Raw genomic sequence first — 21890 nt, 5'->3', positions numbered from 1 at the left:
GGGAGTAGGAAGCACCTGTGAGCACCTTCGACAACGCCACGACAGACCGGCCCATCGGTCTCACTGCGCCCAGCGGCATCGACCGCGCCGCGCACCACCGCCTCGACGAGGCCTGGCTCTCCGCCGCCTGGAGCCACCCGACCACCCGCGTCTTCGTGGTCTCGGGCGGGCAGGTGCTGATCGACGACACGGCCGACGGCGGCACCGAGATCGTCATGACCCCGGCCTTCGAGGCCCCGGTCACCGAGACCCACCGTTACTTCCTCGGCACCGACGAGGACGGCGTCAGCTACTTCGCGCTCCAGAAGGACTCCCTGCCCGGCCGCATGGACCAGCCGGCCCGCCCGGCCGGCCTGCGCGAGGCCGGACTGCTGCTCGGCCCCCGCGACGCGGGGCTGATGGTGCACGCGGTTGCGCTGGAGAACTGGCAGCGGCTGCACCGCTTCTGCTCCCGCTGCGGCGAACGCACGGTCATCGCGGCGGCCGGCCACATCCGCCGCTGCCAGGCCTGCGGCGCCGAGCACTACCCGCGCACGGACCCCGCGGTGATCATGCTGGTCACGGACGACCAGGACCGTGCCCTGCTGGGCCGTCAGGTGCACTGGCCGGAAGGCCGCTTCTCGACGCTCGCGGGCTTCGTCGAACCGGGGGAGTCGATCGAGCAGTCCGTGGCCCGTGAGGTGTTCGAGGAGGCGGGCGTCACGGTCGGTGAGGTCGAGTACATCGCCAGCCAGCCCTGGCCGTTCCCGTCGAGCCTGATGCTCGGGTTCATGGCCCGGGCCACGTCGTCGGAGATCAACGTGGACGGCGAGGAGATCGAGGAGGCCCGCTGGTTCTCCCGCGAGGATCTGACGGCGGCTTTCGAGTCGGGCGAGGTCCTGCCGCCGTTCGGCATCTCGATCGCGGCCCGTCTGATCGAGCTCTGGTACGGCAAGCCGCTCCCGAGGCCGGGCAGCGTCCGCTGACGCGCGCTGCTCGGCGTGCGACCGGGACGTGCATGGCCCGGTCGCCTTCAAGGCCGCGCCGGTTTCTCTCGAGACAGCTGCCGAGCGGGCGCGGCTGACCACCCAGGTCCCGGGCGGTGTCGGACCGATGACCGTCGCGGTCCTTCTTGAACAGACGGTCGCGGGGGCGGCCCGACAGCTCGGTGCCGCGACGGCGTGACCTGAAGCCCGGCTTCCGGGTACGCGAACGCCCGCCGTCCTCCGGGGTAATCGGAAGGCAGCGGGCGTTCACGCGGGTTCCTGGCGCCGGTTCTCCGTGCGGGCTCTTCGCCCCGACTCCTTGCGCCGGCGCAAGGAGTGCAAGCGCGCGATCAGACGCCGATCTTCTGCTTCACCTGGGCCAGCGAGGGGTTCGTCATCGTCGAACCGTCCGAGAAGAGTACGGTCGGAACGGTCTGGTTGCCCCCGTTGGCCTTCTCGACGAAGACCGCGGACTCCGGGTCCTGCTCGATGTTGATCTCGTTGTACGTGATGCCCTCGCGGTCCATCTGACCCTTGAGCCGACGGCAGTAGCCGCACCACGTGGTGCTGTACATCGTCACAGTGCCCGGCATGTTTTCGCGCTCCTCTGTCTAATTCGTCTCGTCACGTCGCGTCGCCACGTCTCGCGGAAAGGCTGGAAAGGTGCCCCCCGCTGGGAGTGGAACGTACGTGACCTGGCAGCCATTCCCGTAGCCGCCCCTGCATTAGTACGACGGATCCTGCTCGCCTGTGGACAACTTCCGCGTCCGCCTCTCCCGACCTGGCAGCATGGCGGGGTGACATCAGCAACGCATTCCTCTTTCTTCCCCCAGGTCCCCGAGTCGGCGGACGCCGTGCTCGGCGGGCTGGACCCCGAGCAGCGCGAGGTCGCCCTGGCTCTGCACGGCCCGGTGTGCGTGCTGGCCGGAGCCGGTACGGGCAAGACGCGCGCGATCACGCACCGCATCGCGTACGGGGTGCGTGCCGGGATACTTCAGCCGACGAGTGTGCTGGCTGTCACGTTCACGAACCGGGCCGCGGGCGAGATGCGGGGCAGGCTGCGGCAGCTCGGCGCGGCCGGGGTGCAGGCGCGGACGTTCCACTCCGCCGCCCTGCGCCAGCTCCAGTACTTCTGGCCGAAAGCAGTCGGTGGTGATCTGCCGCGGCTGGTGGAGCGCAAGGTCCAGCTGGTAGCCGAGGCCGCGGCCCGCTGCCGCATCCGGCTCGACCGCAACGAGCTGCGGGACGTCACCAGTGAGATCGAGTGGGCGAAGGTCACCCAGACCGTCCCCGCCGACTACCCGGCCGTGGTCGCCAAGACCCAGCGGGACGCCCCGCGCGATCCGGCCGAGATCTCCCAGATCTACGCGATGTACGAGCAGCTGAAGCGCGACCGCTCGGTGATCGACTTCGAGGATGTGCTGCTCCTCACCGTCGCGATCCTCCAGGACCGCCATGACATCGCCGACCACGTCCGCCGCCAGTACCAGCACTTCGTGGTCGACGAGTACCAGGACGTCAGCCCGCTCCAGCAGCGCCTCCTCGACCTCTGGCTCGGCGACCGGGACAACCTGTGCGTCGTCGGGGACGCCGGCCAGACGATCTACTCGTTCACCGGGGCCACCCCCGACCACCTGCTGAACTTCCGCACCCGCCACCCGAACGCGACCGTCGTCAAGCTGGTCCGGGACTACCGCTCCACGCCCCAGGTCGTCCATCTCGCCAACGGCCTGCTCGGCCAGGCCCGCGGCCGCGCCGCCGAACACCGGCTCGAACTGGTCTCGCAGCGCGAGCAGGGCCCGGAGCCGTCCTATACGGAGTACGCCGACGAGCCCGCCGAGGCCGAGGGAACTGCCCGCCGGATCCGCGATCTGATCGCCTCGGGTGTTCCGGCCGGCGAGATCGCCGTGCTCTACCGGGTCAACTCCCAGTCCGAGGTCTACGAGCAGGCCCTGTCCGACGCGGGCGTGCCGTACCAGCTGAGGGGCGCGGAGCGTTTCTTCGAGCGCGCGGAGGTCCGGGAGGCAGGCGTCGCCCTGCGCGGCGCCGCCCGCGCCGGGGGCAACGACTCCCTGCTCGACGACGCGGAGGGGCTGCCCTCGCAGGTGCGGGCGGTGCTCTCCACCAAGGGGTGGACCACGGAGCCGCCCGCGGGCTCCGGGGCGGTGCGTGACCGCTGGGAATCCCTGGCCGCCCTGGTCCGGCTGGCCGAGGACTTCGAACAGGCCAAGCCGGGGGCGACGCTCTCCGACCTGGTGGCCGAACTGGACGAACGGGCGGCCGCCCAGCATGCCCCCACGGTCCAGGGAGTCACGCTGGCCTCGTTGCACTCGGCGAAGGGCCTGGAGTGGGACGCCGTGTTCCTGGTCGGGCTGACCGAGGGCATGATGCCGATCACGTACGCCAAGACCGACGAGCAGATCGAGGAGGAGCGCCGGCTGCTGTATGTCGGCGTCACCCGGGCGCGCTTCCATCTCTCGCTGTCCTGGTCGCTGTCCCGGTCGCCGGGCAGCCGCGGCGGACGCCGCCCGAGCCGCTTCCTGAACGGGCTGCGCCCCGGCTCGGCGGCGCTCGGTGCCGGCCGCGCCGCGGCCGGCACCGGGGGAAGCGGCGGAGGAGGCATCGACCGGCCGGCGGTGGCCAAGCGCAGGCGCCGTGGTCCTGCCCTGTGCCGGGTCTGCGGCAAGACCCTCACCGACGCGGGCGAGATGAAACTGATGCGCTGTGAGGACTGCCCCTCCGACATGGACGAGGCGCTGTACGAGCGGCTGCGCGACTGGCGCGCGGAACAGGCCAAGGAGATCGGCCAGCCCGCCTACTGCGTGTTCACCGACAAAACGCTGATGGCGATCGCGGAGGCGGTCCCGGGCAGCGACGGCGAACTGGCGGGAATCTCCGGGGTCGGTGTCCGCAAGCTGGACCGGTTCGGCGCCGCCGTGCTGGCCATCTGTGCGGGCCAGGACCCGGATGAGGGGCTCGGAGGAGACGACGAGGAGGGGTGAGAAAAACTCGTCGAAAAAATAGTTTGCGCCCGCCCCAGTCATCACCATAGGTTCTTAACCACGGGAACAGCGACTTCTCTGAAGCCCTCACCCCGTGCTGTACTTATCCGAATACGCAGGACCGGCCAGCCCGGTCCCCCCGAGACGCCGAGAGGAGGCGATTGTCGTGATCAGCATCATCAAGACCAACAAAATGACCGATCTGTCGGTCGTCTCCGCCTGCTCGCTCGGCCTCGCCTGCTCTTCGGAATCTTCGCTCCGTGGCACCGGTCTGTCCGGCATTTCCGCCGTCAGCCCGCTGTCTCTGGCGAGCCTCCCCGTGCGGGAGCGCAATGAGCGACCGACCCAGGCACCGACGGCAGCAGTAGCGAAGGGACAGGCCAAGGCGGCCTATGCCTTTGCGGCAGTCGGTGCCGGAGCCGAGCAGCAGACGACGCACCACCACAAGATGTGGGCCTTCCGTGGGCCTGAACCCTGGAGTGATCCAGCCTGATGGACCATCAGGTCGGCGCCTTCAGGGCCGCGGAACCCCACTCGGGATCCGCGGCCCTTTTGTTTTGTCCAAACGGACGACACAGCGAAAAGGCGCCTCGGGACAAGCAGCACCCGGTACCAGCAGCCACCCGGCCGACCGGCCGGAACGACCAGACGAGGACACCACCACCGTGCAACTCGAAGCGCACGCCCCGTCCGTACCGCCTTCCGAAACGATCCCCCCGCCCGGCCTCACGGAGGACTCCACCTTGATCCCCCTCACTGCGCTCACCGCGCTCGACGACGCCATCGAGAACCTCGGCGTGCCCGTCCCCTGCCGCTCCTACGACCCGGAGGTCTTCTTCGCCGAGTCGCCGGCCGATGTCGAGTACGCCAAGTCCCTCTGCCGTACCTGCCCGCTGGTCGAGGCCTGCCTCGCCGGTGCCAAGGAGCGCCGCGAGCCGTGGGGTGTCTGGGGTGGCGAGCTCTTCATCCAGGGCGTCGTCGTCGCTCGCAAGCGGCCGCGTGGCCGTCCGCGCAAGAACCCGGTTGCGGCGTGACCGCCGGCCTGGGGGTCGCGGCCCCCAAACCCATGAATCGCATCGGAACCATCGACCGTCCCCGAACCCACGATCCCCGAAATCAGGCACCAATGTCCGTCCCCACGAATGAGCCCGTCGGCTCCGCAACACCGAACGTCTCAAGCATCGGCGCGAACGACTCGCGTCAGAACAGGACCCGCGAAATGCAACTCATCCCAGAAGCTCTGGCTCGTGCGCATATGCACGACCGCCTGAGGGAAGCCGACGCGGAGCGCCAGGCCGTGCGCCTGGTCTCCGCCCGGCGGATGCAGCGCCGGGCGGAGCGCGCTTCGATGCGCGCCCGCCGCGCGCTGGCCATGGCGGTCATGCACTAGTCAGGCCGTACAGCCGCAGCACCCGCTGCCGGGCAGCCGCTCTGCCCGGCAGCGATCAGTACCTCTTGTCAGTACCCCTTCCGCGGGGCCGGTCCGAACGGACCGGCCCCGCGGTCGTGCTGTGTGGTGACGTGCCGCGCGGCAGGGACGGAGTTATCGTCACGAGGTGAACGAGGAGACTCATCACCCCGCACAACCGGGCGCCCCTGTCGTGGTGTGCGCCCGGTGCGGCACCGCCGCCGACAGCGAGCACGCGCCACCGACCTGGGTCTGCTCCGTGGAGAACGGCAGACGCCAGTACTTCTGCGACAACTGCGCCCGCACTCATATCAGGGCGATCGAAGGCCGTCTCGACTCGCCCTGGTGGTGACAGGCCCGCCCCGGCCCGGTCCCCGGGCCTATGCCTTGGCGGCCGCGTCGCCCACCAGCTGCTCCTGCTCGGGCAGGTCCGCGATCGGCAGGTCCTCGGCGGGCAGATCCTCGATCGGCAGGAACCCCGGGAGCCAGGACTCCAGTTCGTCCCGCAGCCGCACCGTCGCACCCAGCTGACACAGCACCCCGATCGTGCTCAGCGTCACCCGGTGTATGAGCAGATAGGCGGGCGGCAGGTTCAGCTGCTTGCCCAGCTGATGGGCGGGGGAGCGAAGATCGGCTATCCGGGCGGCCTGATTGCGCATCCAGCTCCGGGTGAAGGTGAACTCCTCCACCTGCGCCGGCTCGATGATCGGCAGCAGATAGTCGAGTACTGCATTCGGGTCGAGGTCGATCGACTCCTTGACGAAGCCTTCCTCGCGCAGCAGTTCGTACACCGCTTCCGCGTCACCTTCCAGCGTGAGCCGCAACGAGTCCCCGATGGGCTGCGGCAGACCGCCCGACAGCCGGTCCACCGTGCCGAAGTCCAGCACTCCGAGCCGCCACTGCCCGGCCTCGCCGTGCTCCTTTTCCGCAGGCAGCAGCCGGAAGTTGCCCGGATGCGGGTCCGCGTGCAGCAGGCCCGTGCGCGCCGGACCCGAGAACAGGAAGCGGGCCAGCAGCTGGCCCGTCCGGTCCCGCTGCTCCTGCGTGCCGTCCGTGATCACCTCGGAGAGCGGCACGCCGTCGATCCACTCCGTCACCAGCACCTGGTCCGACTGGTGCACCACATGGGGGATGACCACATCGGGATCGCCTGCGAACTCCTCGGCGTGCTCCCGCTGCGACAGCGCCTCCAGTTCGTAGTCCAGCTCCTCCGACACGCGGTCGCGCAGCTCCGCGATGAGCGGTTTGATGTCCATTCCGGGGATCAGCGGGCCGAGCAGCCGGGCGAAACGGCTGAGTTGGGTGAGATCCGAGAGCAGAGCCTCCCCGGCGCCCGGATACTGCACCTTCACCGCGACCTCGCGCCCGTCGTGCCAGACCGCCCGGTGCACCTGCCCGATCGAGGCGGCGGCCGACGGCTTGTCCTCGAATTCGAGGAACAGCTTCCGCCAGTCCTCACCGAGCCGCTCCGCCAGCACCGCGTGGACCGTGCGGGTCGGCATGGGGGGCGCGGCTTCCTGCAGTTTGGTGAGCGCCGCCCGGTACGGCCCGGCGACCTCCTCGGGCAGCGCCGACTCGAAGACGGACAGGGCCTGACCGAGTTTCATGGCACCCCCCTTCAGCTCCCCCAATGTCTTGAACAACTGGTCCGCTGTGCGCTGCTGGAGCTCGCGGGCCACTATCTCCGCGGACCTGCCGCCGATCCGCTTGCCCAGACCCCACGTGGCGCGGCCGGCGAAGCCGAGTGGCAGTGCGGCCAACTTGGCGGTACGGGTGACCGCTTTCCGGGGTAGATCAGACATGCGCCCCTCCAAATCCCAGACTGCCGTGCCGCGTGCGGCGGTTACCCGGCCATTGTGTCCTGCGCCGTGCCGAGCCCAGAGGGGCGCTCCCCCTCAGTGTGCCCACCCGCCCCGCAGGAACAGTCGAGGTGCGCCCCGACCTGCTCCGACCGCCAGTCCAACAGCGGCAGAGCAGCCTCCCACCTGGCCCCCGTGCTGGCGGGCAGTTCGCCGTCCAGAAAAGCCAGGGCATGGGCCGCGGCGAGACCGGCCACCGCTGTCGCGAGCCCCAGGTCGCACGCCTGCACCGCATTGCGTCGCCCGGACCGCCACTGCGTCAGCATCCTCGGCCACTGCGGATCCCGGTCCGTGCGGGTCAGCGCCAGGCATCCCGCGCAGGCCGTACCCCCGGGCAGGACCAGGGGGCCCACCACACCGGTGGCCTCGATCACTCCGGCATAGAGATGAGGAATGCCCGAGGCGATCCACGGTTCGGCGGCGCCCGGGTCGGGGGCGTACACCGCGAGACCGTCCCGAGGGGCGACCACGACCAATGACAGCCCGGGCCCACCGTTCGCAGACGCGCCACCCGCCGCGGCGTCTGCCGTCCCCGTCGCCCGCGGGGTGGAGCCGACGGCCGATCGGCGCACCAACTGCCGGGCGGCGGTGTCCCTGCGCTCTCCGACCGCCGCCGCCGGAAGTCCGCCGGGCGCGATGTCCGAGGGCTCGGTGACCCCGCCGTCCAGGACCTCGACCAGGCCCACTCCGGATCCGGACAGCACCGCGGCGATCGCCGCCCCGACCCGGCCGGCGCCCCGCACCTGGACCCGCATCGCGCGACGGGCCGCCAGCCGGCGCATCCCGCCGCCCGGCTCGGGGTGGATCACCGAGAGCGACGCGAGGTCGGGGCGCTGCCGCTCCAGGACGTCGGCCCGGCGCCGCAATGCTTCGGCTTCCGGGCCGCCGGCCCGTACATCGTCGATCAGCCCCGCATTCGCCAGGCGTCCCACCAACGTGTCCACTTGATGAGCCGACAGATCCAGTGCCCGCGCCTCTTCGTGCAGCAGTGGAAGGCCGCGCGTTCCGTCGAGCAGTTCGAGGAAACTTCCCGTGGCGATATCCACCGGGCCGAGCTTCACCGCGTGGGCGTGTGTCACTCCGAATTGCACGGTGTTCCTGCCGCGCCAGGCGCGGCGCAGTGCGGGCTTCAACATCGGATGCATGGTTTCCCCCGGGCTCTGTCCGTCGTGCTGTTCAACGTCGGTGCGATCTGTGTGCGGTCTGTGTGCGATCTCTGTGTGATCTCTCTGCGGTCGCTCTGCGATCTCTGTGCGTGGGGCGTGTCCGGAGATTCGCGAGATCCGTTGTCAGAATGCAGGCCGGCGTCGAAACGCGCAGAAAGTTATCCACAGGCATGGGGTATTAGTCGTTCAAATGGTGCATGCCATGGAGTGGATCAAGCGTCAACCGCCCCGGAGGCGGGACTTCCCCCACTGACAGCGGGTAACGTCGTGCCGTGCCCGCCGACCTGTCACCCGGCTTCGCCGGGGAGACCCCCGCGCGCAGCGCCGGACATCATCAGCGCAGCGCGGCCAGCCATCCGCCCCGCGTCTCGGCGACGAGCGCGGTCGAGGTCCGCAGGAGCCCCCGCCGCAGCAGAACGGTCTCCGCGTACCGGGAGGGCGACCGCACTATTGTGCTGATCCCCGCCCGGATGTCGGAGGCGGAGGAGCAGCGCTGGGTGAGCGTGATGCTCGACAAACTCGCCGCCCAGGAGAGCAAGCGCATCCTCGGCGACAGCGAACTCGCCGAGCGGGCCGAGCGGTTGTCCGACCAGTATTTCGACGGCCGGGCCAGACCCGCGTCGGTGCGGTGGGTGACCAATCAGAACACCCGATGGGGGTCCTGCACTCCGGCGGAGGGCAGCATCCGTCTGTCGCACCGGTTGCAGGGCATGCCGGAGTACGTCGTCGACTACGTGCTCGTCCATGAGCTCGCGCATCTGCTGGTCCCCGGTCATGGTCCACGGTTCTGGCGGCTGCTGGAGGCGTATCCGCGGACCGAGCGGGCTCGCGGCTACCTCGAAGGGGTGGTGGCGGCCGACCGGCTGCCGCATCTGCCGGCCGCCCGGAGCGAGTGACGTTCGGTGATTCTGTACCGGGTGTGTACCGACTCAGCTCAATGTCGGAGTTTGCGGCTAGCCTGGCGCGACGCATTCACATTCGGGATGGGGGACGGTCGTTACGCATGGCCAGGGAATTCCAACGCGGTCACAAAGCCAAGATCAGCGATCTCACGCCGGGGACGGACCTGTACGTAGGTGTGCAGATCGCCGGCCCGGGACTGACCTTTGACATCAGCTGCTTCGGCCTCGACGCCAATGAGCAGCTCTCCGACGACCGTTATTTCATCTTCTTCAATCAGCCGAAATCGCCCGAGGAGTCCATTCAGCTCCTCGGTGCCCAGGCCGGTGACACCGAGTCGTTCCGCGTCACTCTGGACCGCCTTCCGGCGAACATCCACAAGCTGTCGTTCACCGCGACCGTCGACGGCGCGGGGCAGATGTCGCAGGTCGGTCCGGGCTATATCCGGATCGTCGCGGGTGGCGAGGAAGTCGTCAGGTACGCCTTCACCGGCTCCGAGTTCACCACCGAGCGTGCGGTGATGCTGGGCGACTTCTATCTGAAGGACGTCTGGCGGTTCGCTGCTGTCGGTCAGGGCTTCGACGGCGGCCTCGACGCTCTGCTGAAGAACTTTGGGGGTGAAGTCGCCGAGGAGGCACCCGCCGCGCCGCAGGCAGCCGCCCCGTCGTTCGCCCCGCCGCCGCAGGCGGCCGCCCCGGCCCAGTCCTTCGGTGCTCCCGCTGCGCCCCCGACCCCCCAAGTCCCGCAGCCCGCACCGTCCTTCGGGGCCCCGGCCGCGCAGGCCCCGGCCCCCACTCCGCAGCAGCAGATGCATGCCGCGCCGACGATCGCGGCGCCGATGGCGCCGATGGGTGGCACTGTGCCGCCGCCTGCGCCCGCCCCGGCTCCGTACGGGCAGCCGGGCCAGCCGCCCCAGCAGCCGCAGTTCGGACAGGTCCCCGGCCAGCCCGCGCCCGCCGCCCCCTACGGGCAGCAGGCTCCGGCTCCGTACGGGCAGCAGCCCCCTGGCGTACCGCAAGGTGTGCCGCAGGCCGGTGCCGGTCTGCAGGCCGCGCTCCAGCCGTACAAGGAGACGGCCACCGGCCAGCGTTGGACCCCGCAGAACCAGCAGCTCATGCGGGTCGACCTCACCATGGGCGGTACGCCGGTGCTCGCCCGCCAGGGCTCCATGGTGATGTACCAGGGCAAGGTCGACTTCAGCTACAAGGGCGCCGGTTTCGCCGGCCGTATCGTCGGCAACGCCACCGGCCAGGAAATGCAGCTGATGCGCTGTACCGGCCGGGGACAGGTCTTCCTCGCCGAGGACGGCTCCCATCTGCATGCCATCGAGCTCCAGGGCGACGGCATCTGTGTCTCGGCGGAGAGCGTTCTCGCCTTCGATGAATCGCTGCAGCACGAGGTCCGCAGGATCGAGGGCCACGGCATCCCCGGTGGCGCCCTGTTCACCATGCAGTTCCAGGGCACCGGGACGGTCATCGTCAAGACCCACGGCGTTCCCGTCGTCCTGCCGGTCACGCCGACCACGTTCGCCGACTGCAATGCCATCGTGGCCTGGTCGTCGGCGTCCCAGGTGATCATCTCCAGCCAGGTCCGGCTGCGCCGCAACGCGTACCCCGGGCACAGCGGAGAGACCGTGAATCTCCAGTTCCGGGGAGCCCCCGGCAACTTCATCGTCGTCCAGCCCTACGAGGTCTGAGGGAGCCCGTCATGAATCAGCAACTCGCGGGCTTCGCCCCGACCCCCGTCACGGCCCGGATGGAGAACCACGGCCGCACGATGCTCAAGGTCGCCATGGCCACCGGCCAGGACCTCTACGCACGTACCGGCTCGATGGTGTCGTACGAGGGCTTCATCCAGTACGAACCGAACCCGCCCGCCGTCCGCCAGATCGCCTCCCAGTGGATCACCGGCGAGGGCGCACCCCTGATGAAGTGCGCCGGTGACGGGCTGCTCTACCTCGCCGACTACGGCGCCGATGTGGTCGTCATCAATCTCAACAACGACTCGCTCTCGGTCAACGGCACCAACGTCCTGGCCTTCGACGGCCACCTCACCTGGGGCGTCGAGCGGGTCAAGGGGCTGGCCAAGTTCGCCGGCCAGGGCCTGTGGAACGTCTGCATCGCCGGGACAGGCTGGGTCGCCATCACCTCGCGTGGCACGCCGATCGTCGTCGACTGCGGGCGCGGCGACGACGAGACCTACGTCGACCCGGACGCCCTCGTGGCGTGGTCCCCGAACCTCAAGGTCAAGGGCAAGCGCAGCTTCAAGGCCTCCGCGCTCATCGGGCGCGGAAGCGGCGAGGCATACCAGATGGCGTTCTCCGGGCAGGGCATCGTCGTCGTCCAGCCGAGCGAGGACAGTACGGACCGCCTGCGGATCCGGAACTGAGGGGGAGGGAGAACACACCATGCAGAGTCCGCTTTTCAGCTACACGGAACAGCAGTCCCAGGACCGGTACACCGTGCAGAACCCGCAGCTCCTGCGGGTCTCGCTGACCGGTCGTGACGACGTCCTCGCCCGCAAGGGCGCCATGGTCGCCTACCAGGGGCTGATGGAGTTCGACGGCGAGTACCAGTCGCACGGGCAGCGCCGCGCCCGCGCGACCACCGGTGAGGGTCTCGACCTGATGCGCTGCTCCGGGCAGGGCACCGTCTACCTCGCCAACCTGGCGCAGTACGTCCACGTCGTGGACGTCGACCACGACGGAATGACGGTGGACAGTGCCTACGTCCTGGCGCTCGACTCGTCGCTGCACACCGAGGTCATCGCCGTGGACAGCCAGTACGGCATCTCGGGCACCGGCAAGTACCAGCTCAACATCTCCGGCACCGGCAAGGTCGCCCTGATGACCTCGGGCCAGCCGCTGATGATGCAGGTCACGCCCGACAAGTACGTCAACGTCGACGCCGATGCGATCGTCGCCTGGTCCAGCTCCCTGCGGGTGCAGATGCAGGCCCAGACGCACTCCTCCGGGGTCTGGCGGCGGCGCGGCAACACCGGCGAGGGCTGGGAGCTCAGCTTCCTCGGACAGGGCTTCGCCCTGGTGCAGCCCAGCGAGGTGCTGCCCCCGCAGAGCGCCCAGATCGGCCAGGGGCTGCGCGCCCAGTACGGCATGGGCCAGCAGGGAGCGCACGGCCAGAACCAGAACAACGCCTGGAACTGAGCCGCACCGCACGGACACGGGTAAGGGGCGATCTCCCGGGAGGTTGCCCCTTACCCGTTACGGTCCGTTACGGCCGCCGGCCGTCCTCCAGCGCCGCGCGTGTGCGCGCCACCAGGCGTACGACCGAGGCGTCGGCCACCTCGGCCACTTCGTCGTACGGGAACCAGTGCAGGTCCAGCGACTCGTCACTGATCTGCGCCGTGGCGCCCGACGGTGCCAGCGCCGCGTACTGCACATCCAGGTGCCAGTGACAGGGTGCCGGGATCGCATGCCGATCCAGCACCACCGGGCCGCCCGACAGCAGGGTCAGGCCGCTGATGCCGGACTCCTCGGTGGCCTCGCGCAGCGCCGCGGCAGCCAGCGTGGCGTCCTCGGGCTCGCAGTGCCCGCCCATCTGCAGCCACATCTGCAGCTTCCGGTGCAGCGTCAGCAGGACGCGGCCGCGCTCCGGATCGACCACCAGCGCGCTGGCCGTCAGATGCCCGGCCCCGCAGGCCTTCCACATGCCGTCCGGGTGCCGTGCCAGATGGTCCAGATAGACCTGGCTCTGCTGCTCCTGGTCCGGGTCGGCCAATGACTCGTACCTCTTCAGTACGAGGACTGCGTCGTCGTGCAGGCTCACTGGTCGGTGTCGTCCTTGCCGTCCCTGCCGCCCTTGCCGTCCGCATCGCCCCGGTCGCCGGCGTCGTCCGGAGGCGTCTGGGTGCCCTTCGCGGCCTCGCCGAGCATCTTGTCCAGCTCGGAGAAGTCCAGCTGCTCGTGGTGCACGAACCCGTCCGGGTCGTCCAGGTCACCGGCGGTCGGCAGCATGTCCGGGTGCGCCCAGAGGGCGTCGCGCCCGTCGAGACCGCGCGCGTCCGTGAGCGACGCCCACAGCCGCGAGGCGTCCCGCAGCCGTCGCGGCCGCAGCTGCAGGCCGATCAGCGTGGCGAAGGTCTGCTCGGCCGGACCACCGGAGGCGCGCCGCCTGCGCATGGTCTCGCGCAGTGCGTCGGCCGAGGTCAGCCGGCCCTTCGCGGCCTCGTGCACCACTGCGTCGACCCAGCCCTCGACGAGCGCGAGCGCCGTCTCCAGCCGGGCCAGCGCGGCCTTCTGCTCCGGTGTGTCCTCCGGCTGGAACATGCCCTGCTGAAGGGCGTCCTGCAGCTGCTCGGGCTGCGACGGGTCGAACTGGCCGACCACGTCCTCCAGCTTGCTGGTGTCGACCTTGATGCCGCGCGCGTACCCCTCGACCGCGCCGAACAGGTGCGAGCGCAGCCACGGCACATGGGCGAAGAGCCGCTGGTGGGCGGCCTCACGCAGGGCGAGATACAGCCGAACCTCGTCCTGCGGCACGCTCAGGTCCTTGCCGAACATCTCGACGTTCAGCGGAAGCAGCGCGGCCTTGCCGGCCGGGCCCAGCGGCAGCCCGATATCGGTCGAGCCGACGACCTCCCCCGCCAGCACGCCCACGGCCTGCCCGATCTGCTGGCCGAACATGGCGCCGCCCATCGACCGCATCATGCCGATCAGCGGACCCGCCATCGCCTGCATCTCCTCGGGCAGCACATCGCCCATGGCGAGGCCGACGCGCTCAGCCACCGGGTCGACCAGCTTCTGCCAGGCGGGGAGCGACGCCTCGACCCACTCCGCACGGCTCCACGCCACGGTCGAGACGGAACCGGACGGCAGCGACGTCACGCCGTCCAGCCAGAGATCCGCCAGCCGCAGCGCCTCGTCGACCGCGGCCTGCTCCGAAGGACCGACGCTCGCGTCCTTCGTGCCGTCCGGGGTGCCCTGGGAGACTGTCTGGCGGGCGATCTGCTTGGCCATGTCCCAGTTCACGGGACCGCCCTCGTAGCTCAGCATCTGGCCGAGCTGCTGGAAGGCGGCTCCCAGGTCGTTCGGGTTCATCGTGCCGAACATCGCCGCGAACGGGTTGTCCCCGCCCGCGCCCGGCCCGAAGCCGAACGGGTTCGCAGGCCCGCCCGAACCCTGCCCACCTCCGGCGGGGTCCTTCTTCTTGCCCTCGTCGCCGTTTTCCGGCTCCTCCGGCGGAAGGCCGAATCCGAATGGGGTGTCACTCACGGGTTTCCTCGGCTCGTAGGGCCGCCGGCTCGAACCGACGGCGACTGCCCGACATCACCATCCAGCGTAGACACCACGCCCGCTCGGGGCCTCAGTGCTCCGCCGACTCCCGGCCTGCGGCAGGATGGACGCCACCTGGTACGTACGCGTCATTCGGGTACGTACTGAAGACAACCGCTGGAGACGCCCGGTGAGTTCCCCAGATCCTCAGGTTCGCGCAGCGCGAAACCTGGCCGACCCTTCGCCCGAGAGCAAACCTTCGAAGAGCCGCTCCAGGAGCCGCGGTCCCGTCGTCGCGGTCACCGGTGCCGCGACCGGTGTCGGTGAGCTGCTCACCGCACGCCTCGCGGCTTCCGAAGAGATCAAGCAGGTCATCGCCATCGACGAGCGCCGCGGCGAGGTCTCCGAGGCGATCTGGCACATCCTCGACGTACGTGACCCCGCCATTGCCGAGAAGCTGCGCGGCGCAGACGTCGTCGTCCACCTGGCACTCGATCTCGATCTGGAGACCGACCCCGCCGCCCGTACCGCGTACAACGTCCGCGGCACCCAGACCGTGCTGACGGCCGCCGCGGCCGTCGGGGTCCACCGGGTCGTGCTCTGCACCTCGGCGATGGTCTACGGGGCGCTTCCCGACAACGACATCCCGCTCGCCGAGGACGCCGAGCTGCGTGCCACGGCGGAGGCCACCGGCGTCGGCGACCTCCTGGAGATCGAACGGCTCGGGCGTCGCGCACCCCGCGCCCACCCCGGCCTGAACGTCACCGTGGTCCGCCCCACCGTCCTGGTCGGCGGCACGGACACGGCGCTGACCCGCTACTTCGAGTCGCCGCGCCTCCTCGTCGTCGCCGGATCGCGCCCCACGTGGCAGTTCTGCCATGTCGACGACCTGGTCACGGCCCTGGAGTACGCCGCGCTGGAGAAGATCGACGGAGAGTTCGCGGTCGGCTGCGACGGCTGGCTGGAACAGGATGAGGTCGAGGAGCTCAGCGGCGTCCGCAGGATGGAACTGCCCTCCGCGGTCGCCCTCGGCGCTGCCGCCCGGCTGCACCGGATCGGCCTCACCCCGTCCCCGGCGGGAGACCTCGCCTACACGATGCACCCCTGGGTGGTCAGCGTGAGCCGTCTGCACGATGTCGGCTGGCGTCCCCACTGGACCAACGAGGAAGTGCTCGCGGCCCTCCTGGAAGAGGTCGAGGGCCGCCACACCGTCGCCGGGCGCAGGCTCGGACGCAAGGACGCCACCGCCGCCGGCGCCGCCGGTGCGACCGTCGCGCTGCTCGGCACCGCCGCCCTGGTCCGCCGCGCCCGCAAGGCCCGCCGCCGGATCTGAGGCAGGTGGCCGCCCGCGGTGGGTCGGACCGGGGCCGGGACGCCCGGGAACTGTAGAAGGCTTCAAGGCGGCCTGCGGCACGCAGGCGGAAATGCGCTATTCCGCGATGTCGGTGCCGTGCGGCACCATGGGCGCCATGGCACCCACCCACGACCACCCCGGTGAGCAGGCGGCGCAGGACCCGATCCGGCTGCTGGAGATCCGGGACACCCCGCTGTCCGTCGACGAGATCTTCCGCGCTGTCGGGGACGACGCCGCGGGGGGCACAGCGCTCTTCGTCGGCACGGTGCGCAATCACGATGGCGGCCAGGACGTCGGCGCGCTCGGCTACTCCTGCCATCCGTCGGCGCAGGACGAGATGCGCCGGGTGGCGGAGAAGGTCGTCGCCGAGTTCCCGGTCCGGGCACTGGCCGCGGTCCACCGGGTGGGTGATCTGGAGGTGGGGGACCTGGCCGTGGTCGTCGCCGTCTCCTGCCCGCATCGCGCGGAGGCCTTCGAGGCGTGTCGCAAGCTCATCGACGACCTCAAGCACGAGGTTCCGATCTGGAAGCACCAGCGGTTCTCCGACGGTACGGAGGAGTGGGTCGGCGCCTGCTGAGCGCAAACCGGACCGGCGACATCCGCCCCGATTTGCGTAACCGCACCCCTGCCGTGAGCGTTGGATCTGCAGAGGGCTAATCTGCTGATCGGTCAGTTGCGGTCGCTCATGGCGTAGGGAGGTCGTGATGGCAGCACTCGCCTGGTTGTTGATTCCCCTTTTCGCTGCTTTCGGTGCTGCGATATGGGGAAGCTGGGCCGCCCGCAATCGCACGACCGGCGATGTCACCGAACTCGCCGGATATGCCCGGTTCCGTGAAGCGATGGAGAGATCGGACTCCGGTTCCGACGCTGCCTGACGCAGCACCGATGTACGCAGTCGCCAATCCGTATCCCGGCGCCGACTGCCTTCGCCACTCGGCACAGCACGACGCCCGGCCCTCCGCCCCGTACGGACCGGCCCCGGCGGTGCACTGACGGACCCTTCCCGTACTGTCGTTCCATGCCACGCCGCACCGCGACGATGCTCGCCTCCACGCTGATCCTCATCGCGCTGCTCTGCGCAGGCGTGCTGATCACAGTGCCGTATTCGGAGATGTCTCCGGGGCCGACCGTGAACACCCTCGGCAAGGTCGACGGCGAGCCGGTCCTGCAGATCTCCGGGCATCCGACGTACAAGACGTCCGGCAACCTCAACATGACGACGGTCAGAGTCACCGGCGCCGACTACAAGATGAACCTCGTCGAGGCCGTCTACGGCTGGCTGGCCCACGACAGCGTCATCGTTCCGCACGACACGCTGTACCCGGGCGGCAAGACCGAGGAGCAGTCGACGCAGGAGAACGCCGAGGAGTTCAGCCAGTCCCAGGAGAGCGCCAAGGTCGCCGCCCTGACCGAACTGGGCATCCCGGTGTCGCCGCGCGTCGTGGTCTCCACGGTGATCAAGGGCAGCCCCGCGCAGGGCAAGCTGCACGCCGGTGATGTGATCAAGGCGGTCGACGGTACGGCGGTCAAGCAGCCCGAGGACGTCGCGAAGCTCGTCACCAAGCACAAGCCGGGGGAGAACGTCACCTTCACGGTGATCCCGGCCAAGACGGCGGCAGCGGCCGAGAAGGCCGGCAAGCAGCCCGAGGGAACCGAGAAGATCACCATCACGACGAAGAAGGCGCCCAAGGAGAACCGGGCGATCGTCGGAATCCAGGCCGGGACGGATCACACGTTCCCATTCGAGATCGACATCAAGCTCGCCGATGTCGGCGGCCCGAGCGCCGGTCTGATGTTCTCCCTGGGCATCGTCGACAAGCTCACGCCCGGGCAGCTGACCGGCGGCAAGTTCATCGCGGGCACCGGCACCATCGACGATCAGGGCAAGGTCGGCCCGATCGGGGGCATCAACATGAAGCTGGTCGGTGCGCGCGACGCGGGCGCCAGGTACTTCCTGACGCCGGACGACAACTGCCGGGCCGCCGCGTCCGACACCCCCAGCAGGCTCACCCTGGTCAAGGTGAAGACGATCGACGACGCGAAGAAGTCGCTGGAGAAGATCCGCACGGGCGACACGGCCGGCCTGCCGAGCTGCTCGGCAGGCTGACCGCGCCGCCCCTGGCGGGAGGGGCGAGCGCCACCGCTCGCTCCGGTCAGGACTCGAACGTGGCGGCCAGCGCCTCGGCCAGCCCCGGCACCAGGCCGGCGCCGGTCAGCACCTCGGTCGGGGAGTCCTTCTCCCGGAGCCGTACGGCCGACTCCCGCGCACCGTTGCGCAGGACGGCCACGGTCATCCGCACCTCCTGACGGTCGGGGTGCTTGGCGACCCACTTGGTCAGCTGGGCGTCACTGAGCCCCTCCGGTACGGAGGACTCGGCGGACGGCGGCAGCATCAGGCGCTCCACCGTCATGGCGCAGCCGACGACCGCGTCGGGCCAGGCGATCGTGGCGAGGAACTCGTCCAGCGCCTTTCCGGGGGGAAGCTCCTCCTGCTCGATGGGGGTGAGTGCGGCGGTCGTCGAATCGGAGCTGTCGAGTCCGAGCTGGGCGGCGAGGCCGGGCTCCTGGACGCGCAGCTTGGCGGTGTCGACGAGCGCGAAGAGCCGGGCCGGCTGGTCCCAGCCGAGGCCGGAGGCGTACTCGTCGATTTCGAGCACGGCGACAGTGAGGGGGCTCGCGGCCATCGGGGGGCCTGAGGGGGAAACGTTGGGCATGCTCAACATCCTGCCTCCTTCCGTCCCGGGAACGGGAACTAGGTAAAGCCTCAGTAAGTTGCATAGGTGGGCCCTACGATCGCTGGGCCTGCTTCACACGACCGCGAACTTCGAGGGGCGCACGTTGGCTTTCCAGATGCCGGACCGCGGCGGAGGCCCGACCGGGCCACGGATCAGAGTCGGCCGCCCGTCCCGGCGCGCCCGTACCCTGCTCATGACACTGGGCGTCCTGGCGATTCTCGCCATGGCGTTCGTCATGTTCGCCGGGTTCTGGACGGACTGGCTCTGGTACCGGTCGGTCGCGTATTCGTCCGTCCTCACCACCACCCTGTGGACCAAGATCGGGCTGTTCCTCGTCTTCGGACTGCTGATGGCGATCGCCGTCGGCGTGAACATCTGGCTCGCACACCGGCTCCGGCCGCCGCTGAGCGCGATGTCGCTGGAGCAGCAGAGCCTGGACCGCTACCGGATGAGCCTCGCCCCGTACAAGCGGTGGGTGCTGCTCGCGATCACCGCGCTCGTCGGGCTGATCGCCGGAGCATCCGCCTCGGGCCAGTGGCGTACGTGGCTGATGTACGTGAACGGCGTGTCGTTCGGACAGAAGGACCCCCAGTTCCACCTGGACGTGTCCTTCTATGCCTTCGACCTGCCGTGGTACCGCTTCCTGCTGGGCTTCGGTTTCGCGGCCACGGTGCTCTCGCTGATCGCCGCGGCCCTGACCCACTACCTGTACGGCGGGCTCCGCATCACCAGCCCCGGCGCGCGGGCGACCGGCGCCGCCACCGGCCACCTGTCGGTGCTGCTCGGCGTCTTCGTCTCGCTGAAGGCCGTGGCGTACTGGCTCGACCGGTACGGCCTCGCCGTGAAGTCCAGCGACTTCAAGGCGACGGACAACTGGACGGGCCTGCGGTACGTCGATGCCAACGCCTATCTGCCGGCGAAGACGATCCTGTTCTGCATCGCCGCGATCTGCGCCGTGCTGTTCTTCGCGACGCTGTGGCGCCGCACCTGGCAGCTCCCGATGATCGGCTTCGGCCTGATGGTGCTCTCGGCGATCCTGATCGGCGGGCTGTACCCGGCGATCGTGCAGAAGTTCCAGGTCCAGCCGAACGAGCAGGCCAAGGAAGCCCCGTTCATCCGGAAGAACATCGAGGCGACGCGTGACGCGTACGACATCGATGACGCGCAGGTGGACGACTACACGGGCAAGAGCACCACGACCGACGAAGCGAAGCTCCGTGCCGGCGCGGACGAAGCGGCAAGCTACCGGGTGATGGACCCCAACGTCGTCTCCCCGGCCTTCCAGCAGCTCCAGCAGAAGCGGAACTACTACCAGTTCCCCAAGACGCTGGACGTCGACCGCTACAAGGACCCCGCCGGCAAGGACCAGGACACGGTCATCGGTCTGCGTGAGCTCAATCTGGAGGGCATCCCCAAGCGCAACTGGATCAACGACCACTTCACGTACACCCACGGCTACGGCGCCATTGCCGCCCGGGGCACCACGACGGGCAAGAACCCGGAGGGCTCCCCGGACTTCACCGAGTCCGGTCTGCCGACCACCGGCGAGCTCGGCTCGTACGAGCAGCAGATCTACTACGGCGAGAAGACCGAGCAGTACTCCATCGTCGGCGGGCCCCAGAAGGAGCTCGACTACGAGGAGGACGGCGAGAAGACCACCAGCTACAAGGGCAACAGCGGAGTCAGTCTCGGCAGCGCCTTCAACCGCGCCGCGTACGCGGTGTCATTCAGCGAGCCGCAGATCCTCTACTCGGGGGCCATCGGCGACGGCTCGCGGATTCTCTACAACCGCACGCCCAAGGAGCGCGTCGAGGCGGTCGCCCCCTGGCTGACCATCGACGGCGATGCCTATCCGGCCGTCGTGAACCACCGCATCCAGTGGGTCGTCGACGCGTACACCACCACCAACGGGTACCCGTACGCCTCGCGTACGACGCTCGGTGACACCACGGCCGACTCGCTGACCACCAACCAGCGCGCGGTCGTCGCCCAGCAGAACCAGGTCAACTACATCCGCAACTCGGTGAAGGCGACCGTCGACGCGTACGACGGCAAGGTCAAGCTGTACGAGTGGGACACCAAGGACCCGGTCCTCAAGACCTGGCGCAAGGCGTTCCCGGGGACGGTGGAGCCGCGGGCCGACATCCCCCAGGACCTGATGGACCACCTGCGGTACCCGCAGGACCTGTTCAAGGTGCAGCGCGAGCTGCTCACCCGCTACCACGTCACCAGCCCCGCACAGTTCTACAGCGGCAGTGACGCGTGGCAGGTCCCGGACGACCCGACCAACAAGGAGTCCGGCGCCGTTCCGCCGTACTACCTGAGCATAAAGATGCCGGACCAGTCGGCCCAGAAGTTCTCGCTGACCACCACCTTCACCCCGAAGGGGCGGCCCGACCTCGGGGCGTTCATGGCGGTGGACGCGGATGCGGCCAGCAAGGACTACGGCACGATAAGGCTGTTGAGAGTCACCACGACGGTGAAGGGACCCGGCCAGGTACAGAGCGAGCTCAACGGCAACGACGATGTCGCCGAGTTCGTGAGAAACCTCAAGGGCACCGACTCCGACATCGAGTACGGCAACCTGCTGACCGTGCCGCTCGACGGGGGCTTCCTGTACGTCGAGCCGGTGTACACGCGCGGTGGCACGCAGAACTATCCGCTGCTGCGCAAGGTCGCCGCCTCGTACGGATCGAAGACCGTCTTCGAGAACAGTCTCGGGGAGGCGCTCAACGCGGTCTTCGGAGTGGAGGACACCGGCACCAGCCAGCCGCCGACGGAGACCACCCGGCCACCGGGCAACACCACGAAGCCACCGGCCACCGGTGACGCCGCGCTGAAGCAGGCGATCGCGGATGCACAGAAGGCCTACACGGAAGGCGAGGCAGCCCTGAAGAAGCAGGACTGGAGCGCCTACGGCAAGGCCCAGGCGGATCTGGAGGACGCGCTGCGGCGTGCGGCGGCGGCCCAGCCCAAGACGGAGAAGGGCAGCTGAGCGGCGGCCGGCAGCGGCCAGTAGTGGCCGGTGGAAACGGGTAAAGCACCACCCCCGCGTCGTGGTACGGTTTGAACACAACGACGCGGGGTGGAGCAGCTCGGTAGCTCGCTGGGCTCATAACCCAGAGGTCGCAGGTTCAAATCCTGTCCCCGCTACTGAAAGACGAAGGCCCGGATCCTTTCGAGGATCCGGGCCTTCGTCGTGTCTCGGAGACTTTCTCGCGCGAAGGGTCTGAAGTGCGGTTCGCAGGGCACGAGTTGGCTCCGAACGTGT

At 69.4% G+C, this 21890-nt stretch carries 21 protein-coding genes, 1 tRNA gene and 1 pseudogene; 17 read left to right on the top strand and 6 right to left on the bottom strand.

Translation table 11 applies throughout. The features are described from left to right. Window positions 1–17 precede the first annotated feature (17 nt). Together nudC and ABZV38_RS06580 are read left to right on the top strand one after the other, a co-directional pair. Window positions 18–965: an NAD(+) diphosphatase gene (gene nudC / locus ABZV38_RS06585; RefSeq protein ID WP_356325180.1), complete on the top strand. Its 948-nt coding sequence runs from the start codon at window positions 18–20 to the stop codon at window positions 963–965. 70 nt (window positions 966–1035) lie between these two features. Beyond that, window positions 1036–1164 (top strand): annotated as a pseudogene (locus tag ABZV38_RS06580) (bifunctional 5,10-methylene-tetrahydrofolate dehydrogenase/5,10-methylene-tetrahydrofolate cyclohydrolase); the annotation flags it as partial. 151 nt (window positions 1165–1315) lie between these two features. On the opposite strand, the gene ABZV38_RS06575 reads toward ABZV38_RS06580, so the two are convergent. Then, window positions 1316–1558 carry a mycoredoxin gene (locus ABZV38_RS06575; protein WP_356325178.1) on the bottom strand — a complete coding sequence of 81 codons (243 nt, stop codon included), beginning with the start codon at window positions 1556–1558 and terminating at the stop codon, window positions 1316–1318. Window positions 1559–1762: 204 nt separating this feature from the next. Here ABZV38_RS06575 and ABZV38_RS06570 point away from each other — a divergent pair, with 204 nt between their 5' ends. From ABZV38_RS06570 to ABZV38_RS06550, 5 genes are all read left to right on the top strand, one after another. Then, window positions 1763–3967 (top strand): ATP-dependent DNA helicase UvrD2, encoded by a 2205-nt coding sequence (locus ABZV38_RS06570; RefSeq protein ID WP_356325176.1) that lies wholly within the window; start codon window positions 1763–1765, stop codon window positions 3965–3967. A 166-nt stretch (window positions 3968–4133) separates the two neighbouring features. Continuing rightward, window positions 4134–4460, top strand: a complete 327-nt coding sequence (locus ABZV38_RS06565; RefSeq protein WP_356325174.1) for a hypothetical protein — start codon at window positions 4134–4136, stop codon at window positions 4458–4460. 172 nt (window positions 4461–4632) lie between these two features. Further along, window positions 4633–5001, top strand: a complete 369-nt coding sequence (locus tag ABZV38_RS06560; RefSeq protein WP_030915514.1) for a WhiB family transcriptional regulator — start codon at window positions 4633–4635, stop codon at window positions 4999–5001. A gap of 32 nt (window positions 5002–5033) precedes the next feature. Further along, the gene (locus ABZV38_RS06555; RefSeq protein WP_356325317.1) at window positions 5034–5357 is read left to right on the top strand and encodes a hypothetical protein; all 324 of its coding nucleotides are present in this window, start codon (window positions 5034–5036) and stop codon (window positions 5355–5357) included. Window positions 5358–5523: 166 nt separating this feature from the next. Then, window positions 5524–5727 carry a hypothetical protein gene (locus ABZV38_RS06550; RefSeq protein ID WP_356325171.1) on the top strand — a complete coding sequence of 68 codons (204 nt, stop codon included), beginning with the start codon at window positions 5524–5526 and terminating at the stop codon, window positions 5725–5727. A 28-nt stretch (window positions 5728–5755) separates the two neighbouring features. Here ABZV38_RS06550 and ABZV38_RS06545 read toward each other — a convergent pair whose 3' ends face one another. Next, window positions 5756–7177, bottom strand: a complete 1422-nt coding sequence (locus ABZV38_RS06545) for an AarF/ABC1/UbiB kinase family protein (RefSeq protein ID WP_356325169.1) — start codon at window positions 7175–7177, stop codon at window positions 5756–5758. A gap of 41 nt (window positions 7178–7218) precedes the next feature. Further along, window positions 7219–8379, bottom strand: coding sequence for a ThiF family adenylyltransferase (locus tag ABZV38_RS06540; RefSeq protein WP_356325167.1), 1161 nt, complete (start codon window positions 8377–8379; stop codon window positions 7219–7221). Between the two features lie 293 nt (window positions 8380–8672). Here ABZV38_RS06540 and ABZV38_RS06535 point away from each other — a divergent pair, with 293 nt between their 5' ends. From ABZV38_RS06535 to ABZV38_RS06520, 4 genes are all read left to right on the top strand, one after another. Beyond that, window positions 8673–9296 carry a M48 family metallopeptidase gene (locus tag ABZV38_RS06535; protein ID WP_356325165.1) on the top strand — a complete coding sequence of 208 codons (624 nt, stop codon included), beginning with the start codon at window positions 8673–8675 and terminating at the stop codon, window positions 9294–9296. Window positions 9297–9403: 107 nt separating this feature from the next. Continuing rightward, entirely contained in the window at window positions 9404–10996 is a 1593-nt protein-coding gene (locus tag ABZV38_RS06530; RefSeq protein WP_356325162.1) for a TerD family protein, read from the top strand. 11 nt (window positions 10997–11007) lie between these two features. Continuing rightward, entirely contained in the window at window positions 11008–11688 is a 681-nt protein-coding gene (locus ABZV38_RS06525) for an AIM24 family protein (RefSeq protein ID WP_356325160.1), read from the top strand. A 19-nt stretch (window positions 11689–11707) separates the two neighbouring features. Further along, window positions 11708–12463, top strand: coding sequence for an AIM24 family protein (locus tag ABZV38_RS06520; RefSeq protein WP_356325158.1), 756 nt, complete (start codon window positions 11708–11710; stop codon window positions 12461–12463). A 67-nt stretch (window positions 12464–12530) separates the two neighbouring features. Here the strand turns inward: ABZV38_RS06520 and ABZV38_RS06515 are convergent, their stop codons facing one another. Together ABZV38_RS06515 and ABZV38_RS06510 are read right to left on the bottom strand one after the other, a co-directional pair. Continuing rightward, window positions 12531–13085 carry an NUDIX hydrolase gene (locus ABZV38_RS06515; protein ID WP_356325156.1) on the bottom strand — a complete coding sequence of 185 codons (555 nt, stop codon included), beginning with the start codon at window positions 13083–13085 and terminating at the stop codon, window positions 12531–12533. Then, window positions 13082–14530 (bottom strand): zinc-dependent metalloprotease, encoded by a 1449-nt coding sequence (locus ABZV38_RS06510; RefSeq protein WP_356325154.1) that lies wholly within the window; start codon window positions 14528–14530, stop codon window positions 13082–13084. The genes ABZV38_RS06515 and ABZV38_RS06510 overlap by 4 nt, the downstream gene beginning before the upstream one ends. Window positions 14531–14720: 190 nt before the next feature. Between ABZV38_RS06510 and ABZV38_RS06505 the strand changes: the two genes are divergently transcribed. The 4 genes from ABZV38_RS06505 (at window position 14721) to ABZV38_RS06490 (ending at window position 17991) form a co-directional block, all read left to right on the top strand. Continuing rightward, entirely contained in the window at window positions 14721–15863 is a 1143-nt protein-coding gene (locus tag ABZV38_RS06505; RefSeq protein ID WP_356325152.1) for an SDR family oxidoreductase, read from the top strand. A 136-nt stretch (window positions 15864–15999) separates the two neighbouring features. Continuing rightward, window positions 16000–16461: a molybdenum cofactor biosynthesis protein MoaE gene (locus ABZV38_RS06500; protein WP_356325150.1), complete on the top strand. Its 462-nt coding sequence runs from the start codon at window positions 16000–16002 to the stop codon at window positions 16459–16461. A gap of 127 nt (window positions 16462–16588) precedes the next feature. After that, window positions 16589–16759 carry a hypothetical protein gene (locus ABZV38_RS06495; RefSeq protein ID WP_176902138.1) on the top strand — a complete coding sequence of 57 codons (171 nt, stop codon included), beginning with the start codon at window positions 16589–16591 and terminating at the stop codon, window positions 16757–16759. A gap of 143 nt (window positions 16760–16902) precedes the next feature. Continuing rightward, window positions 16903–17991 (top strand): PDZ domain-containing protein, encoded by a 1089-nt coding sequence (locus tag ABZV38_RS06490; protein WP_356325148.1) that lies wholly within the window; start codon window positions 16903–16905, stop codon window positions 17989–17991. A 46-nt stretch (window positions 17992–18037) separates the two neighbouring features. On the opposite strand, the gene ABZV38_RS06485 is transcribed toward ABZV38_RS06490, so the two are convergent. Then, window positions 18038–18607 carry a PPA1309 family protein gene (locus tag ABZV38_RS06485; protein WP_356325145.1) on the bottom strand — a complete coding sequence of 190 codons (570 nt, stop codon included), beginning with the start codon at window positions 18605–18607 and terminating at the stop codon, window positions 18038–18040. A gap of 127 nt (window positions 18608–18734) precedes the next feature. On the opposite strand from ABZV38_RS06485, the gene ABZV38_RS06480 reads away from it, so the two are divergent. Together ABZV38_RS06480 and ABZV38_RS06475 are read left to right on the top strand one after the other, a co-directional pair. After that, complete coding sequence (locus tag ABZV38_RS06480; protein ID WP_356325315.1) at window positions 18735–21614, top strand: UPF0182 family protein; 2880 nt, start codon at window positions 18735–18737, stop codon at window positions 21612–21614. 84 nt (window positions 21615–21698) lie between these two features. After that, window positions 21699–21772, top strand: a tRNA-Met gene (locus ABZV38_RS06475). The last annotated feature ends 118 nt before the right edge of the window (window positions 21773–21890 follow it).

Origin of the sequence: Streptomyces sp. NPDC005181 (assembly GCF_040608395.1) — a bacterium.
In the GTDB taxonomy this organism is placed as follows: domain Bacteria; phylum Actinomycetota; class Actinomycetes; order Streptomycetales; family Streptomycetaceae; genus Streptomyces.
The sequence above is the reverse complement of the archived record's forward strand: the minus strand, read 5'-3'. Positions and strand labels throughout refer to the sequence as shown.